This is a genomic window from Streptomyces sp. NPDC026062, assembly GCF_055568375.1.
Genome location: NZ_JBVHOQ010000023.1, coordinates 88,041 through 103,719 on the forward strand (window position 1 = coordinate 88,041; position 15,679 = coordinate 103,719).

The 15,679-nt window shown below is 71.8% G+C and carries 16 protein-coding genes; 4 read left to right on the plus strand and 12 right to left on the minus strand.

Features of this window, described 5'->3' with window-relative positions; genetic code table 11:
* Nucleotides 1-12: 12 nt before the first annotated feature.
* The gene (locus ACZ4LX_RS21710) at nt 13-1,734 is read right to left on the minus strand and encodes an MFS transporter (RefSeq protein ID WP_467647211.1); all 1,722 of its coding nucleotides are present in this window, start codon (nt 1,732-1,734) and stop codon (nt 13-15) included.
* Between the two features lie 554 nt (nt 1,735-2,288).
* Here ACZ4LX_RS21710 and ACZ4LX_RS21715 point away from each other — a divergent pair.
* Nucleotides 2,289-3,422: a phosphatase PAP2 family protein gene (locus tag ACZ4LX_RS21715; protein WP_467647214.1), complete on the plus strand. Its 1,134-nt coding sequence runs from the start codon at nt 2,289-2,291 to the stop codon at nt 3,420-3,422.
* A gap of 124 nt (nt 3,423-3,546) precedes the next feature.
* On the opposite strand, the gene ACZ4LX_RS21720 is transcribed toward ACZ4LX_RS21715, so the two are convergent.
* Nucleotides 3,547-3,762, minus strand: a complete 216-nt coding sequence (locus ACZ4LX_RS21720) for an I78 family peptidase inhibitor (RefSeq protein WP_467647218.1) — start codon at nt 3,760-3,762, stop codon at nt 3,547-3,549.
* Nucleotides 3,763-4,472: 710 nt separating this feature from the next.
* Here ACZ4LX_RS21720 and ACZ4LX_RS21725 point away from each other — a divergent pair.
* Together ACZ4LX_RS21725 and ACZ4LX_RS21730 are read left to right on the plus strand one after the other, a co-directional pair.
* Nucleotides 4,473-5,255: a hypothetical protein gene (locus tag ACZ4LX_RS21725; RefSeq protein WP_467647221.1), complete on the plus strand. Its 783-nt coding sequence runs from the start codon at nt 4,473-4,475 to the stop codon at nt 5,253-5,255.
* Between the two features lie 137 nt (nt 5,256-5,392).
* A complete protein-coding gene (locus ACZ4LX_RS21730; protein WP_467647225.1) occupies nt 5,393-5,722 on the plus strand; it encodes a hypothetical protein in 330 nt (109 codons plus the stop codon).
* 202 nt (nt 5,723-5,924) lie between these two features.
* Here ACZ4LX_RS21730 and der read toward each other — a convergent pair whose 3' ends face one another.
* From der to aroH, 5 genes are all read right to left on the minus strand, one after another.
* On the minus strand, nt 5,925-7,394 hold the full coding sequence (gene der, locus ACZ4LX_RS21735) for a ribosome biogenesis GTPase Der (RefSeq protein ID WP_467647228.1): 1,470 nt from the start codon (nt 7,392-7,394) through the stop codon (nt 5,925-5,927).
* A 64-nt stretch (nt 7,395-7,458) separates the two neighbouring features.
* The gene (locus tag ACZ4LX_RS21740) at nt 7,459-8,166 is read right to left on the minus strand and encodes a lysophospholipid acyltransferase family protein (RefSeq protein ID WP_467647230.1); all 708 of its coding nucleotides are present in this window, start codon (nt 8,164-8,166) and stop codon (nt 7,459-7,461) included.
* Nucleotides 8,163-8,879: a (d)CMP kinase gene (gene cmk, locus ACZ4LX_RS21745; RefSeq protein ID WP_467647233.1), complete on the minus strand. Its 717-nt coding sequence runs from the start codon at nt 8,877-8,879 to the stop codon at nt 8,163-8,165. Before cmk ends, ACZ4LX_RS21740 begins: the two co-directional genes overlap by 4 nt.
* A 224-nt stretch (nt 8,880-9,103) precedes the next feature.
* A complete protein-coding gene (locus ACZ4LX_RS21750) occupies nt 9,104-10,189 on the minus strand; it encodes a prephenate dehydrogenase (RefSeq protein ID WP_467647237.1) in 1,086 nt (361 codons plus the stop codon).
* Nucleotides 10,186-10,548 carry a chorismate mutase gene (aroH, locus tag ACZ4LX_RS21755; protein WP_467647240.1) on the minus strand — a complete coding sequence of 121 codons (363 nt, stop codon included), beginning with the start codon at nt 10,546-10,548 and terminating at the stop codon, nt 10,186-10,188. Before aroH ends, ACZ4LX_RS21750 begins: the two co-directional genes overlap by 4 nt.
* 157 nt (nt 10,549-10,705) lie before the next feature.
* Here aroH and ACZ4LX_RS21760 point away from each other — a divergent pair, with 157 nt between their 5' ends.
* Nucleotides 10,706-11,419 carry a nucleotidyltransferase domain-containing protein gene (locus ACZ4LX_RS21760; protein ID WP_467647243.1) on the plus strand — a complete coding sequence of 238 codons (714 nt, stop codon included), beginning with the start codon at nt 10,706-10,708 and terminating at the stop codon, nt 11,417-11,419.
* Here ACZ4LX_RS21760 and ACZ4LX_RS21765 read toward each other — a convergent pair.
* The 5 genes from ACZ4LX_RS21765 to pnuC are packed head-to-tail and all read right to left on the minus strand — an operon-like array spanning nt 11,416 to nt 15,678.
* The gene (locus tag ACZ4LX_RS21765; RefSeq protein WP_467647247.1) at nt 11,416-12,195 is read right to left on the minus strand and encodes a nucleotidyltransferase domain-containing protein; all 780 of its coding nucleotides are present in this window, start codon (nt 12,193-12,195) and stop codon (nt 11,416-11,418) included. The genes ACZ4LX_RS21760 and ACZ4LX_RS21765 overlap by 4 nt on opposite strands.
* 3 nt (nt 12,196-12,198) lie before the next feature.
* Nucleotides 12,199-13,221, minus strand: a complete 1,023-nt coding sequence (locus ACZ4LX_RS21770) for an ADP-ribosylglycohydrolase family protein (protein WP_467647251.1) — start codon at nt 13,219-13,221, stop codon at nt 12,199-12,201.
* Nucleotides 13,218-13,952 (minus strand): NUDIX hydrolase, encoded by a 735-nt coding sequence (locus ACZ4LX_RS21775; protein WP_467647254.1) that lies wholly within the window; start codon nt 13,950-13,952, stop codon nt 13,218-13,220. The genes ACZ4LX_RS21770 and ACZ4LX_RS21775 overlap by 4 nt, the downstream gene beginning before the upstream one ends.
* On the minus strand, nt 13,949-15,028 hold the full coding sequence (locus tag ACZ4LX_RS21780; protein ID WP_467647258.1) for an AAA family ATPase: 1,080 nt from the start codon (nt 15,026-15,028) through the stop codon (nt 13,949-13,951). The genes ACZ4LX_RS21775 and ACZ4LX_RS21780 overlap by 4 nt, the downstream gene beginning before the upstream one ends.
* A complete protein-coding gene (gene pnuC, locus ACZ4LX_RS21785; protein ID WP_467647261.1) occupies nt 15,025-15,678 on the minus strand; it encodes a nicotinamide riboside transporter PnuC in 654 nt (217 codons plus the stop codon). Before pnuC ends, ACZ4LX_RS21780 begins: the two co-directional genes overlap by 4 nt.
* Between the last annotated feature and the right edge of the window lies 1 nt (nt 15,679).

Here is a 15,679-nt window from a genome sequence, read left to right on the forward strand (position 1 = left end):
CGACGTTACGACTCAGTGTGCCGCGCGTCCAGAGCCCGTGGCCTCCGCCGGCCTGCGCCGCGCGGGCAGCCGGAGCAGCACCTCGGGCCGCTCCTGGGCCGGGACCTCGCAGGGGCCGGAGGGCTCCTGCGGGTCCCGGACCCGGGGCACCTCGGGGCCGTCCGGCGGCTCGTGGGGTTCGCGGAGCAGCGGCGGGCAGTCCATCGCACGCGGCAGCTTCAGCGCGGCAAGGGCGCCGAGCAGCAGCAGGCCCGCACTGACCAGCAGGGTGACGTGCAGCCCGTCGACGAAGGCGTTCCGGGCAGTGTCGCGCAGTACGGCGCCGAGCGGACCGCCCAGCCGCGAGGCGACCTGGTACGCCTCACCGAGGGAGTGCGAGGCCGCGGCACCGGCGGAGGCGGGGACCCCCTTGTCGGGGAGTCCGGCCAGGCCGGGAACGTACGCGGCGTTCATCACGCTGCCGAGCAGGGCGATGCCCATCCCGGCACCCAGCTGATAGGAGGTCTCGCCTATCGCGGCGGCCCCTCCGGCCCGCTCCGCCGGTGCCTCGCTGAGCATGGACTCGTACGCCCCGAAGAGCGTGGACTGCAGGCCGAAGCCCAGCAGGACGAAGGACACGGTCAGCAGACCGGGCCGGTCGTGCTGCCCCATCACGGTCAGCGTCAGCACCGCCGCCGCCGTCAGCACGAAGCCCCAGCCGACCATCCGGCGGGGGCCGACCCGGCGCAGGGTGTACGAACCGGTGGCGCCCGCGGCCATGGCGGCGAAGGTGAGCGGCAGCAGCCTCAGGCCGGTCTCCAGCGGGCTGAGATCCAGTACGAGCTGGAGGTACTGGACGGCGATCAGCTCCAGGCCGACCAGGGCCAGCATGGCGAGAACGATGCAGCCCACCGCGGTGGTGAAGGCGGCTCTGGAGAACATCCCGATGTCGATCAGCGGATGCGTCCGCCGCTTCTGACGGCGGACGAAAGCGACCAGCAGCGCGGCCCCGGCCAGCAGCGGCACGAGCGTGGCCGGTTCGAGCAGCCCCTCACCGGCGCCCGCGCGCTTCACGCCGAGGACGACACCGAGCACACCGGCGGCGGCCATCAGCGCACCGAGCACGTCCCAGGGCCCGTCGCTGCTGCCACGCGACTCCGGGAGCAGGAGACGGCCGAACGGCAGGATCAGGGCCATCAGCGGAATGTTGATCAGGAAGACCGAGCCCCACCAGAAGTGCTCGACGAGGAAGCCGCCGATGACCGGTCCGGTGGCCGCGCCCACGGCTGCGACCGCGGACCACACTCCGATGGCCACGGCCCGCTCGCGGCGGTCGGGAAACACCTGCCGGAGGATCGACAGGGTGGCCGGCATGATCATCGCGCCGCCGACGCCGAGCAGGGCCCGCGCCACGATGAGTACGCCCGCGCTGTCGGCCATGGCGGCGACCGCGGAGGCGATCCCGAAGAGCGCGTAGCCCAGCAGCAGGATGCGCCGGCGCCCGACCCGGTCACCGAGCGTGCCGAAGAGGATCAGCAGGGACGCGCAGACCAGCGGGTAGACGTCCACGATCCACAGCAGACCGACGGCGCTGGGCCGCAGATCCTCGGTGACGGCGGGGACAGCGACATGGAGGACGGTCGCGTCGAGTGCCACGAGCAGCAGGCTGAGGCAGAGGACGACCAGGACGACCCATCGATTGGCCCCGCCGGCGGCTTCGCGCAGACGGAATCGGGCTGTGGTCGTCCCGGACATGCAGCTGCCTCCCAAAAGTCCCTCGCGCTCGGCGGGCCCCCGGGGATTCAGCGTCGCTGTCCCTCCGGGCCCGGCATCGACGGGCGAGTGATCCGTCAGCGTACGCGAGTTCGACAGGGCCACACGTGGCCCATCTCATACCCGCCGAGGCCGTCGAGTGTGGCGTACGCCACTGCGACCACCCGCGCCGGGTCCGTTCCGGACTCGACCCGGACCTGCGACAACCGGCCGTCCCGCCGCACGGGCAGTGCACCCGGACGGCCGCGCGCCCCCTCCGCGACACACCGGCCGGCGCCATCCAGTAACCGGACCGATACCGTCCGTTCGACCCCTCGGGCGCTCGCGGCAAATGGACTCCGCCATTCGGCGCACTTTCCCAGCGATATGCGAATGGGCTTGCGGAATATCCGCCGAGAAAATGGAACAAGAAGAACCCCGGAGGCTCCGGACGCGCAGAAGAAAGGGCCGCGCTGAGACATAGTCCACATCACATCGTCATCACAAAGCGGCTGGATCGGCCGGGGCACCCACTCACTCGCTGTAACGTCGATTGTGTGCGTACCGACATCTTTGCCCGTCTGGACCGGGAGCCGGAGCCGCCGAAGATAGAGACACCGCGGATGAGTCCTCACCGCATCGCTCTCTTCGGCGGGACGTTGGCGTTCTATCTGGCCATCGTCATTGCCGTGCTCATGTCGTCCTGGCTGGTGACCCTGGACTGGAAGGTCATGCTCTTCCGGCCGTACCAGCAGTGGCCCAGCGTCCACGCCTTCCTCGACTACTACGTCGTCCTCGGCCAGCGCGGACCGACGGCGGTCATGGTCGCCTGCTGGCTGGGCTGGCGTTCCTGGCGGCAGCACACCCTGCGGCCCCTGCTGACGCTGGGCGCCTCACTCCTGCTGCTCAATGTGACGGTGGGTGCGGTCAAGATCGGCCTCGGCCGGCTGGGCCCGCACTACGCGACGCAGATCGGATCGGCGGAGCTCTTCGCCGGCGGCGATATATTTCCGTCAGGACACACCGCCAACGCCGTCGTGACCTGGGGAATCCTCGCCTACCTGGCCGCCACCCCGCGAGCCAGGCGCTATCTGTCGGCCATGTCCGCGATCGTCTCCCTCGGGGTCGGCCTGACCACGGTCTACCTCGGCACGCACTGGCTCAGCGATGTCGTCCTCGGCTGGGCGGCCGGGCTGCTGATCCTCCTGGGGCTGCCCTGGGTCGAGCCGCTGATCACCCGGGCCGAGAACTGGATCTTCGCCGCCCGCGAGTGGCTGAGCGCGCGCGGCAGGACCCCGGCACCGCCGACGCCCGTCACGGAGGGTGCTCCCCAGCCCGTGGCGGGCGACACCCCCCAGCCCGTGGCAGCAGGCCGGCAGGCCGCCGTCGAAACGGCCCGGAGCCCGGCCCGCGAGGTGTCCGGGGCCGCGTCGGGGGCGACACCCGAAGTCGCTTCAGGAGCGACGTCCGGGACCGCGTCGGGGGCCGCTGCCGGGGTGAACGGGCACCAGACAGCGGTGGCCACGGGCGCCGGCGGCCGCCCGCGCGCCCATCCGGCACCGGCCTCCCACCAGGGTCACCCGGCACGCTCGGAGCGGACCCCGGTCACCCCGGCCGGCAGCCGCCGCCCGCACGCGGACCGCACACCGCGCAGCGGTACGGCTCCGGCCCGGCCGGTGGCCGGCGGCTGACCCCCCGGAGCAGCCGTAACGGCGCGCACCGCCGCATCCCGTGGACGGCTGAAGGCCCCGACCGAGGTCGGGGCCTTCAGCCGTCCACGGGATGCGCGGCAGGACGGTAGGGCGGTACGGGACCTCAGCCGGTCCAGCAGCGCCTGACGACGCCGACGTCGACCTCGAAGTTGATCCGGCCGCTCTGGAACTCCATGGTGATGACCATGCCCGGCGGCAGGGCTCTGACGGTGGCCCAGCCACGCTCCCGCGCACGCCGTTCGGCGGCCTCGGCGGCGAGGCCGACATAGGCGGCGGGGGTGTCGTCCGGCTGGGCGGGGGGAGTCGGTACAGGTGCCATGTCTCCCACCGTAGGTGGCCCCGAGCAGCGGCGGAAGCCCGGGCACCACCCGGTCACACCGCATCCTCACGTACCTCGCCGGTCACGCTTGTGTCACAGGATCACCACAGGTGTTCCCGTCGAAGTCATTCGTTCGGACGCACGATTCGGCATCGGACGCACAGTAATCACACAGGGGCGAAAACAATCGCCAAAACGGGCCGAAATATCCGAGGAATCAAGCGGAATACCCACTACCGAGTGACGTCGATTCAACACCGGAACGGCCACTCGCAAATGAACACACCACCGGGAATTAATCCCTCCTTATCGCGGACTTATCCGGAGGTGATGATATCCACACCATCCCACCACCAACCTGCCCCTGCCCCCCTTCTGCCCGTATAGCGGACATCCGGGCCGACCGCATTCCGGCCCGTGCGGCGAGGAGACGTCCGGAGCCGCCACCCCTCCGTATCCATGACCACCACTCCTCCGCGGGGCCCACGGGAGCACGACCACCGCCCACCGGACCCCCTTGCGGCAAGCGGCCGGGATGCACAGGGCACGTTTCGCCATTGCCGCGTTTGCCCGGATATAGCCAGCCCCTGCCGTCCCGCGCGGTTCGATTCCGTTCCCCTTCTCGCGTGACCCCGGCAGCGGCTCACCCGTTGTCTCTTCAGGAGCCGGGAACCGCCCCGGCGCACGTACCGAGTTCGAGGAGCCACCCCGTGCCGCGCATGCTCGACGTCAGCGAGGACGTACGCGCCGAGATCGGCGACGCCGAAGCCGACCGGCTGCTCGTCGGCGACAACACCCCCGGCAGTTACGACTGCACCTCCTGCCGCACCCCCGGCGACTCCGACCAGGAACGCACCAGCACGGTGCTGTTCGTGGGCGACGAGACCGCCGTCCTCGCCTTCGCCCACGCGACCTGCATCCCGTCACAGGTGGTCCAGGTGGCCGAGGAACAGCTGCAGGGGGCCGTACGCAGCATCACCGGCAGTGAGCAGGACTCCCTGGACCGGGCGGTCCCGGAACAGGCGGTGCTCGGCATCACCAGCGGCCTCGTCCTGATCGACGACGAACTCCACCCCGCCCTGGTCGTCGAGCCGACCGGGGCGATCGCCCGCCCCGGCACCGACGGCAGCGGCGGCGACGAGTTCCTCCAGCTGCTCCTGGAGCAGAGTTTCCGGCCGGTCCACCGGATGGACCAGGTCCCGGAGGTGCTGCACGGCTGGTCCATCCTGCTCGCCATGGGGCAGCTGCACGCGGTGCTTCAGCCGGGCACGGGTGGCGGCGCCCCGGTGGCCTGGTGGCAGGCGCACGCGCCCCTTCAGGTCACAGAGGGCTGGCGGACCGCGGCCAACAAGTCCCAGACCGTGCTGGTCTACGCCGCTCCGGCCGGTTCGATCGGCCAGCAGCCCCGGGAGGACCTGCTGCGCGACGCCCTGGAGAAGGCCGCCGCCGGTGGTCTCCTGGTCGCCGCGGCCATGCCGCTGGCCGGGACCTGATCATGTCCGGACACCCGGCGCACCCGCGGCGAACAGCTAATTCTCCCGCGCGCCCGCATCCGACAGAGGGCGAGGTCGTTGGCACATACGTGCACTCATACGACCCCTCCCACCAGCGTCCGAGCCCGATCCCTGCCATGCGTCCCGCGCAGGACCCCTCGGGCGGCCCGTCCAACACCCCGATCTACGACGCGCTGTACTCCGAGTACCGCAGGTCGTTCAGGGCGCTGCCGGGCGATCGGAGCGGCGAGGAGAGTCTGGGCCTGCCGTCCTTCGGTGCCGGCTTCTTCGGCTCACGCACCCCGCTGAGCGTCCACTCGACGCACTCCGGGCACGGCGGGGCGGGAAGTACGGCCAGCAGCGGTCCCAGCGGGCACAGCGGCAGCCTGGGCTCGTGGCAGCGGGTCGGCCGGCACGCGGGCCGCGTACCGCCTGCGGCACTGCCACCCGGCTCACGGGACGCCTGACTGTACGACGGAGCCCCGGACCACTCACTCAGGCGAGTGGTCCGGGGCTCCGTCGTACAGTCCAGGGCTCCGAGGAACAGCCGTCGTCGTTGCCCTGCCCCCAAGGGGAGCCAAGGGCCTCCCAAGGAACCCCCGGGACTCCCGGGAGGCGCCAGGGCGCCGTCCCGGCGCCTCACGCGCGGGACGGCGGCCGCTCGGTTGCCTACTTGTTGCGGCCGCGCTTCTCGCGGACCCGCACCGAGATGTGGATGGGAGTGCCCTCGAAGCCGAACTCCTCACGCAGCCGGCGCTCGACGAAGCGGCGGTAACCGTGCTCCAGGAAGCCGGAGGCGAAGAGCACGAAGCGCGGCGGCTTGGTGCCCGCCTGGGTGCCGAAGAGGATGCGCGGCTGCTTGCCACCACGGATGGGGTGCGGGTGGGACGCGACGATCTCGCCGAGGAACGCGTTCAGCCGGCCTGTCGGAACGCGGGTCTCCCAGCCGTCCAGCGCGGTCTCGATCGCCGGGACCAGCTTCTCCATGTGGCGGCCCGTGAGGGCGGAGACATTGACCCTCGGGGCCCACGCGACCTGCGCGAGCTCCGTCTCGATCTCGCGCTCCAGGTAGTAGCGGCGCTCCTCGTCGAGGGTGTCCCACTTGTTGAAGGCGACGACGATCGCACGCCCGGCCTCGACGGCCATGGTGACGATGCGCTGGTCCTGGACGCTGATCGACTCGCTGGAGTCGATCAGGATCACGGCGACCTCGGCCTTCTCCACGGCGGCCGCGGTGCGCAGCGAGGCGTAGTAGTCCGCGCCCTCCTGGAGGTGGACCCGGCGCCGGATACCGGCCGTGTCGATGAACTTCCAGGTGATGCCGCCGAGGGTGATCAGCTCGTCGACCGGGTCACGGGTGGTGCCGGCCAGCTCGTTGACGACCACCCGGTCCTCGTTGGCCACCTTGTTCAGCAGCGAGGACTTGCCGACGTTCGGACGGCCGATCAGCGCGATGCGGCGCGGGCCGCCGACCGCCGTGCCGAACGACTGGGCCGGGGCTTCGGGAAGCGCCTCCAGCACGGCGTCCAGCATGTCGCCCGTGCCTCGGCCGTGCAGCGAGGAGACGGGGTGCGGCTGGCCGAGACCGAGCGACCAGAGCGCGGCAGCGTCGGCCTCGCCGCTCTGTCCGTCGACCTTGTTGGCGCAGAGCACGACGGGCTTGCCCGACCGCCGCAGCAGCTTGACGACGGCCTCGTCGGTGTCGGTGGCGCCGACCGTGGAGTCGACCACGAAGACGACCGCGTCGGCCATCTCGATGGCGTACTCGGCCTGGGCCGCGACGGAGGCGTCCAGACCGAGGACGTCCTGCTCCCAGCCGCCGGTGTCGACGACCTTGAAGCGGCGGCCCGCCCATTCGGCCTCGTAGCTGACACGGTCACGGGTGACGCCTGGCTTGTCCTGGACCACGGCCTCGCGACGGCCGATGATGCGGTTCACCAGCGTCGACTTCCCGACGTTGGGACGGCCGACGACGGCGAGCGCGGGGAGCGGGCCGTGACCGGCCTCACCGATGGCACCCTCGACGTCCTCGGGGTCGAACCCCTCCTGCGCGGCGAGCTCCATGAACTCCGCGTACTCGGCATCGCCAAGCGCTCCGTGCTCGTGGTCCGAGCCGCCGGAGTGAATCTGGTCGTTCATGAAGTCCGTTCCTCTTTGCATCATCATCGATGGACCACGCAGCACGCGGTCCACTACTCATGTCTTACCCGGTGCGCCCGGTGAGGCGCCTGGCCTGCTCCAGGTGGCCGGTCAGCCGTCCCTGGATCCGCGCGGTCGCCTCGTCGAGCGCGGCTCGCGTCCGGCGGCCGCTGCCGCCCGTCCATCGCCCGCCGTCACCCGTATACGAGCTTCGCACGCCCTCTTGCGCGGCGAACGCCTCCCCGAAGACGACATCGACACGGCTGCGCATCGGCGGCAGTGCTGATATCAACCGTCCGCGGCGCTCGGTGCTTCCCAGTACCGCCACGGGCACGATCGGCGCCCCGCTCCGTACCGCGAAATACGCGAGTCCGGCGCGCAGCGAGGCGAAGTCTCCTTCGCCCCTGGTGCCCTCGGGGAAGATCCCGAGCACCCCGCCGTCCCCCAGCACGCCGAGGGCGTGGGTGATGGCGGTGCGGTCGGCGATCGAACGGTCCACCTTGAGCTGACCGATTCCGCGCAGGAAAGGGTCCAGGGGGCCGACGAACGCCTCTTTCTTGATCAGGAAGTGGACGGGCCGGGGCGCGGTGCCCATCAGCATCGGCCCGTCGATGTTGTGCGAGTGGTTCACCGCGAGTATGACGGGTCCGGAGGCGGGGACCCGCCATGCGCCGAGGACACGGGGCTTGAAGAGCCCGTACATCAGCCCGATCCCGATGGAGCGCCCGACCGCCGCTCCGCGCAGCGTGGGCGCGCCCGTGGCAGGTGTCACTTCGCGGCCTGCTTCTCCCCGACGAGGGTGACGACGCACTCGATGACCTGCTGGAGGGTCAGCTCCGTGGTGTCCACCTCGACCGCGTCGTCCGCCTTGGCGAGCGGCGAGGTCTTGCGGCCGGAGTCTGCGGCGTCCCGCTTGATCAGCGCCTCCTTGGTGGCGGTGAGGTCGGAGCCCTTCACCTCGCCGCTGCGGCGGGCGGCACGTGCCTCGGGCGACGCCGTCAGGAAGATCTTGATGTCGGCGTCGGGCAGCACGGTGGTGCCGATGTCCCGGCCCTCGACCACGATGCCCCGCTCCGCTCCGGCGGCGATGGAGCGCTGCAGCTCGGTGATCAGGGTGCGCACCTCCGGGACGGCGCTGACGGCGCTGACCTTGGAGGTGACCTCCTGCGTACGGATCGGGCCGGAGGCGTCCTCGCCGTCGACGGTGATCGTCGGGCCGGCGGGGTCGGTCCCGGAGACGATGACCGGCTTGGCGGCCGCGGTCGCCACCTCCACCGCGTCGTGCACGTCGATGCCGTTGTTCAGCATCCACCAGGTGATGGCACGGTACTGGGCACCGGTGTCCAGGTAGCTCAGGCCGAGCTGGGCGGCGACGGCCTTGGACGTGCTCGACTTGCCGGTGCCGGAGGGGCCGTCGATGGCGACGATCACTGCGGCCGGGGCGGTCCGGGCGGCGGCGCTTACGGTTTCCACGGTGGTGGACACCTTCCTGGTACACGGGGCTGGCGGGACGGGGCGCGTGAAACCCGCCCCGCACAAGGTTACCGAGTGCCGGGGCAAGCCCGACCACCCCTGTGGACAAGTGCCTCCCGGCCAGGCGCCCCAAGGGCCGCGGACGACGGCCAGGACCGCGGAGACCGCGAGGCGCCCCATGGGCCGGGGAGGCGGGCCGGCCGTTGCGGCTACTACAGCTGCTACTACAGCTGCGGCTACGGCCGGATCGACCAGCCCCGTTCGCGCAGGGCCGCGCTCAGGGCCGGAGCGGAGCTCGGTTCGACCATCAGCTGGACGAGCCCCGCCTGCTGGCCGGTGGCGTGCTCGATCCGTACGTCCTCGACGTTGACCCCGGCCCGGCCCGCGTCCGCGAAGATCCCGGCCAGCTCGCCGGGGCGGTCGCTGATGAGGACGGCCACGACCTCGTACGCGGAGGGGGCGGCGCCGTGCTTCCCGGGCACCCGGACCCGGCCGGCGTTGCCCCGGCGCAGGACGTCCTGGATGCCTTCGGTGCCCGCGCGGCGCTTGTCCTCGTCGGCGGACTGGAGCCCGCGCAGCGCGGTGACGGTCTCGTCGAGGTCGGCGGCGACGCCGGCGAGGACATCGGCGACGGGTCCGGGGTTGGCGGACAGGATCTCCACCCACATCCGGGGATCGGATGCCGCGATCCGAGTGACGTCCCTGATGCCCTGGCCGCACAGGCGTACCGCGGTCTCGTCGGCCTCCTCCAGGCGGGCGGCGACCATCGACGAGATCAGCTGGGGGGTGTGGGAGACGAGTGCGACGGCCCGGTCGTGGGCGTCGGCGTCCATGACCACCGGAACGGCCCGGCAGAGCGCGACCAGCTCCAGCGCGAGGTTGAGGACCTCGGTGTCGGTGTCGCGGGTGGGCGTGAGGACCCAGGGGCGGCCCTCGAAGAGGTCGGCGGTGGCGGCGAGCGGGCCGGAGCGCTCCTTGCCGGCCATGGGGTGCGTACCGATGTACGGGGTGAGGTCGGTGCCGAGCGCCTCCAGCTCGCGGCGCGGTCCGCCCTTGACGCTCGCGACGTCGAGGTAGCCGCGGGCGACGCCGTCGTTCATGGCGGTGGCGAGCACGGCAGCGGTGTGGGCCGGCGGCACGGCGACGATCGCCAGATCGACGCGGCCCTCGGGCGGCTCGTCCGTACCGGCGCCGAGCGCGGCCGCCGTGCGGGCCGACTCCGGGTCGTGGTCGACGAGGTGGACCTTGATGCCGCGCCCGGCGAGGGCGAGGGCCGCGGAGGTGCCGACGAGGCCGGTTCCGATGACGACGGCGGTTCTCACTGGGCGATGTCCTTGCGAAGGGAGGCGGTGGCGCCGAGGTAGACGTGGGCGATCTCGGACTTGGCGAGATACGTCTCCACGTGGGCGAGGATCCGGACCACCCGGGGCATGGCCCCTTCGATGTCCAGCTCCTGCGCGCAGATCAGCGGTACGTCGACGATACCGATCCCGCGCGCCGCGGCGGCCGGGAAGTCGCAGCGCAGGTCAGGTGTGGCCGTGAACCAGATGCTGATCAGATCGTCCGCGACCAGGCTGTTGCGCTCCAGGACGGTGGTGAGCAGGGCGCTGACCTGCTCGTCCATGTGCCCGGCCTCGTCCCGCTCCAGCTGGACGGCTCCGCGGACCGCTCGTACCGCCACGTCGTGCTCCTTGCCTGTGCCTGCCGCGTCTGCGCTTGCGTTTCAGCCTAGAGGGACCGGGGCGTGCGCCGCCGGGCCGCCCTGTCCGTGAGACGGGGCGGTGGCGTACCCCCGGCCCGGACCGGAGCCGCCGGACGGACGGGCGTACCCTCCCCGCATGATCTCCCCCGGCGACGAGGCACTGGTCCGCGACCACACGGTCTACTCCTGTGTGATGGGCTCGCGGGCCTTCGGGCTGGCCACGGAGGGCAGCGACACCGACCGGCGCGGGGTGTTCCTGGCCCCGACCCCGTTGTTCTGGCGGTTCGACAAGCCCCCGACGCACATCGACGGCCCGGCGGACGAACAGTTCTCCTGGGAGCTGGAGCGGTTCTGCGAACTGGCGCTGCGGGCCAACCCCAACGTGCTGGAGTGCCTGCACTCGCCCCTGGTGGAGCGGATCGACGCGACCGGGCGCGAGCTGCTCGCACTGCGCGGGGCGTTCCTGTCCCGGCGGGTCCACGAGACGTTCGCCCGGTACGCGCTGGGGCAGCGCCGCAAGCTGGAGGCCGATGTCCGGACGCACGGGGCGCCGCGCTGGAAGCACGCCATGCATCTGCTGCGGCTGCTGACGTCCGCCCGGGACCTGCTGCGCACCGGGGAGCTCGCCATCGACGTGGGAGCGGACCGTGAGGCGTTGCTGTCGGTCAGGCGCGGCGAGGTGCCCTGGTCCGAGGTGGAGCGGCGGATGGACCGGCTGGCCGCCGAGAACGACGAGGCGGCCCCCCGCTCGCCCTTGCCTGCGCACCCCGACCGGGCACGGATCGAGGACTTCCTGATCCGCGCCCGGCGGGCCTCGGCCCTGGCCTCGCCGCCGGACGGAGCGGCTTAGGCGAGCCGGGCGCGTACCACCAGTTCATGGAGTGCGTCGAAGCCGCCCGGAGTGTCCGGGAGCCCCGATTCCGCCTGCGCCGCGTCGAGCGCCCGGTGCAGCGACTCCACGTCCCGGGCCGCCCTCGCCGGGTCCGTCCCGTCCGCTCCCCCGTGCTCGGCAGCGGCCTTGGCCTCGATCAGGCCGGGGAGATACGCGGGCGCGGGAACCCGGTCGAGCAGCGACGGCAGATGGGCCAGCACCTCACCGCAGCGCATGAGATGGACGCCGGTGAGCAGCGCCCGGAAGGTGTACAGGAGCGGCTTCAGTTCGCCGCTCCTCTCGAAGAGCCGCCACTGGGTGTTGGCGAATCCCCGGTAGTGGTGGGCGTGGTTACGGGTGAGGACAGCCGGGGCGAGGGCCACCAGTTCGGTGTGCAGATCGGTCGTGTGCACGACGAGCGGCGAGAGCAGTTGCTCCAGGACGTAGCCGTTCGGTTTCAGCATCAGCCGGACGAACTTGCGCAGATCATGGGTGACGAGGTCCATCTCCACCCCGTCGTCGCCGTCCCACATCCGCGAGCGCGTCTCCTCGGGCTGCCGGAGCCCCAGCAGGTCCTCGGCAGGCAGGACATGGACCCCCCGAAGGTCCACGTCGGAGTCCCGGGAAGGGAACCCGTACAGGTGCGCCCCGGAGACCGTGGCGAACAGCAGCGGACAAGTCTCGCCGGCGACGACCGGGCCGAGGTCGGTGACCGGCAGTCCGGCTTCCCGCAGGAGCGTGGCGTGTGTGGGCATGGCTCAAGCGTCCCAGAGCGCCCCCAGGGACAGCAGGTCGCTCCGGTACTCGATCCGCTCCGACCATTCCTTGGGCCAGGCCGCCGAGCCCAGGTGTGCCCCGGCCAGCGCACCGGTCAGACAGGCGAGCGAATCCGAGTCGCCCCGGGTGCAGGCGGCGCGGCGCAGGGCGGTGACGGGTTCGTCGGGGAAGAGCAGGAAGCAGTGCAGGGCGGTGGCGAGGGCCTCCTCGGCGATCCAGCCGTCGCCGGTGGTCTCGCAGGGGTCGGTCTCCGGGGACGGGTGGCTCAGGGCGTCCTGGACCCGGCCCAGCGCGGTGAGGCACTCGTCCCAGCCGCGCTGGATGTACAGCTCCGGCGACGAGTCGCCCGCGTGGCGCCAGAGGTCGCCGAGCCAGCGGGTGAGGTAGCGGTGGCTGTTCTCGTAGGCGTAGCTGCGCAGCTGCCCGATCAGGCCCATCGGCTCCGTGCCCTGGGCCAGCAGGTACACCGCGCGGGCCATGAGGTCGGACGCCGCCAGGGCGGTCGGGTGTCCGTGGGTGAGGGCCGCCTGGAGCTGGGCGGCGCCGGCGCGCTGTTCCTCGCTGAGGCCGGGGACGAGTCCGACGGGCGCGACCCGCATGTTGGCGCCGCAGCCCTTGGATCCGGTCTGGCTGGCCTCCTGCCAGAGACGGTCGCTGTCGAGCAGCCGGCAGGCGGTCATGCAGGTGCGGCCGGGGGCACGGTTGTTGTCGGGTGAGTGGTACCAGTCGACGAACTCCTCGCGCACCGGCCGTGCCAGCCGCAGCGGCGTGAGCAGCCCGCGGTCCATGGCGGTGCGGATACCGCGCCCGAGGGCCAGGGTCATCTGGGTGTCGTCGGTGACGATCGCGGGCTTCGGCAGCCGCATCTGGCGCCACGGACCGCACTTGGCGAGGATCGAGGGCACATTGTTGAACTCGGTCGGGAAGCCCAGCGCGTCGCCGAGCGCCAGCCCGGTGAGCGCGCCGGTGGCGGCGTGTTTGGTGAGGGTCCTGGTCACGATCATGTGCTTCTTCCTTCCGGTCGCAGCAGGGGAGGGTGCAGAGCGGTGGCGGCGCCCGCCCGGTGGAGGGCGGCGGGTTTTCCCCGTCCGCCGGTGCGGCGCGGTGATCCCTCCGCCGCCTGGACGAAGCCGGGCGTGGCGAGGACCTTGCGCCGGAAGTTGGGCCGGTCCAGCTCGACGCCCCAGACCGTCTCGTACACCTGCTGGAGCTCTCCGAGGGTGAATTCGGGCGGGCAGAACGCGGTGGCCAGGCAGGTGTATTCGAGTTTGGCGCCGATCCTGGCGCGGGCGTCGGCGAGGATGCGGTCGTGGTCGAAGGCGAGCGCGCCGAGCCGCCCGGTGTCCCACCACCGGGCGCTGGCCGCGTCGCCGCCGCCGTGCGGTTCCGGGAGATCCGGCACGAGGGCGGCGTAGGCGACGGACACGACCCGCATCCTCGGGTCGCGGTCCGGGTCGGTGTAGGTACGCAGCTGCTCCAGATGGAGGGCCGAGACGGTGTCCTCGGTCAGCCCGGTCTCCTCGGCCAGCTCCCGGCGGGCCGCGGTCCCGGCGGACTCCCGGGGCAGCACGAATCCGCCGGGCAGCGCCCAGCGGCCCTTGTACGGGTCCTCGCCGCGTTCGACGAGCAGGACGTGCAGGCGTGAGTCGCGGACCGTGAAGACGGCGAGGTCCACGGTGACGGCGAAGGGTTCGAAGGCGTGCGGGTCGTACCCCTCGGGGGCGGCATCGCTCATCGTCGCTCCGGCAGCGGTGCGGCGAAGTCCCAGCCGGTGGCGAGCAGCGCGTCGACGGCCGTGACAGCGGCGGTCAGGCGGTCCCGGCGGCTGCCGGTGATCTCGGTGAACGTGCGCCCGGTGCGGGTGAGTTCGGCCCGGAAACGGTCCGTCATCCAGGGCCGCAGCTCCTCGCCGTCGCGCAGCCCGTCGTCCTCGAAGGCGACGCCCTCGTGGTCGGTGAGCAGCCACAGGTGATGGGTGACCCGGTCGGCGATCCGCTCGACCAGCGGGTTGCGGCCGCCGACGTACCGCTCGTGCCACACGGTCGTGGCGAAGGAGTCGGTGTCGCAGACGAGGAGCGGGGAGCCGGTGCGGGCGGCGGCCTCCTCGCGGGTGTTCTGGGTCTCGGCGATGAGGGGGAAGTCGTGGGTGGTGAAGGAGACGTCCTCCCACTGGGCCCCGGGCCACTCGGCCCGCAGACCGGCGAGCTTGCGCTCGCTGAACTCGCGCCCGTACTCGGCGACGTAGCCCGTGTGCGCCCAGACGCCGCCGCGCCGCCGGTAGTGACCGGCGAGGTCGCGGGCCAGGGTGGTGGTGCCGGTGGACTCGGCGCCCAGGACGACGACCCGGCGGGTGAGGGCGGCCCGGACCGGGGGTTCGAGGAAGTCCCAGCAGGCGACGGGGTCCGCGCGGACGGCGGTACCGGAGACCGGGAAGACCGTGCGGCCCGGGTCCACGCAGACGGACTCGGCACCGAAGCGACGGGCGAGTTCGTCCCCGTACGGCTCCGAGGTGAAGACGGCGTCCACGGGCTCGGGCACGGCCCCGGTGAAGACGGCCATGTGGGCGTCCCAGATCGCCGGGTCGTGGAGATCCATCCGGGTGTCGTCGACGGCGCCCACCACCGTCACGTCCGGGTGCGCCTCACGCATCCAGGCGACCCGGTCGGCGAGCGGCACGGACTCCACCGAGGCGGCGCAGACGAGCACGGTGAGCCGCTCGCAGCGGTCCCGGGCGGTACGGACGAGGTGGTGGTGGCCGGCGTGCGGCGGATAGAACTTCCCGAGCACCAGCCCGTGGGCGAATCGCTTCATGCCGTGGCCTCCACAGGCTCCGGGTGACGGACGGTGAGATCCCGTTTCCAGTTGCGCAGGCCGATCAGGCACAGCGTCAGGAAGCCCGCGTACAGCAGCGAGGTCAGATAGAGCTCCTTGTACGCGTACAGCGGGATGTAGACCACGTCGGCCGCGATCCACAGCCACCAGGACTCGACGAGCTTCCTGCACTGCCCGTACGTCGCCGCCAGCGACAGCGCGGTCGTCAGGGCGTCCCAGAAGGGCACCGTCGAGTCGGTGGCCCGGTCGAGCAGGGCGGTCAGCGCGAGAGTCCCCACCAGCCCCGCCGCGAGCAGCGCGGTCCATTCGGCGCGGGTGGTGTGACGCACCGGCAGGCCGTCGGCTCCTGGTCCGCCCCCGTGGGTCCAGGTCCACCAGCCGTACGCGGCAAGGGCGATGAAGACGATCTGGAGGCCCGCGTCGGCGTACAGACCGGACTGGGTGAACAGCAGGATGAAAAAGACGTTGTTGGCGATGCCGATCGGCCAGTTGGCGAGGTGCTGGCGGGCGACGAGCCATACACACAGCGCCCCGCTGCCGAAGCCCAGCACCTCGGTCCAGCTGACCGGGGTGTCCAGCACCGTCACCAGGGGTTGCCGCAGGGGATCGAGTATGTCCGCGAGGCTCACG

Excerpts from the sequence above, each read along its gene's own strand:
- ACZ4LX_RS21720 (WP_467647218.1), bottom strand. The coding sequence starts at position 3,762 with ATGGCACCTGTACCGACTCCCCCCGCCCAGCCGGACGACACCCCCGCC.
- der (WP_467647228.1), bottom strand. The coding sequence starts at position 7,394 with ATGAACGACCAGATTCACTCCGGCGGCTCGGACCACGAGCACGGAGCG.
- ACZ4LX_RS21775 (WP_467647254.1), bottom strand. The coding sequence starts at position 13,952 with ATGAGCGATGCCGCCCCCGAGGGGTACGACCCGCACGCCTTCGAACCC.
- ACZ4LX_RS21765 (WP_467647247.1), bottom strand. The coding sequence starts at position 12,195 with ATGCCCACACACGCCACGCTCCTGCGGGAAGCCGGACTGCCGGTCACC.
- ACZ4LX_RS21730 (WP_467647225.1), top strand. The coding sequence starts at position 5,393 with ATGCGTCCCGCGCAGGACCCCTCGGGCGGCCCGTCCAACACCCCGATC.
- ACZ4LX_RS21770 (WP_467647251.1), bottom strand. The coding sequence starts at position 13,221 with ATGATCGTGACCAGGACCCTCACCAAACACGCCGCCACCGGCGCGCTC.
- ACZ4LX_RS21780 (WP_467647258.1), bottom strand. The coding sequence starts at position 15,028 with ATGAAGCGATTCGCCCACGGGCTGGTGCTCGGGAAGTTCTATCCGCCG.
- ACZ4LX_RS21760 (WP_467647243.1), top strand. The coding sequence starts at position 10,706 with ATGATCTCCCCCGGCGACGAGGCACTGGTCCGCGACCACACGGTCTAC.
- ACZ4LX_RS21710 (WP_467647211.1), bottom strand. The coding sequence starts at position 1,734 with ATGTCCGGGACGACCACAGCCCGATTCCGTCTGCGCGAAGCCGCCGGC.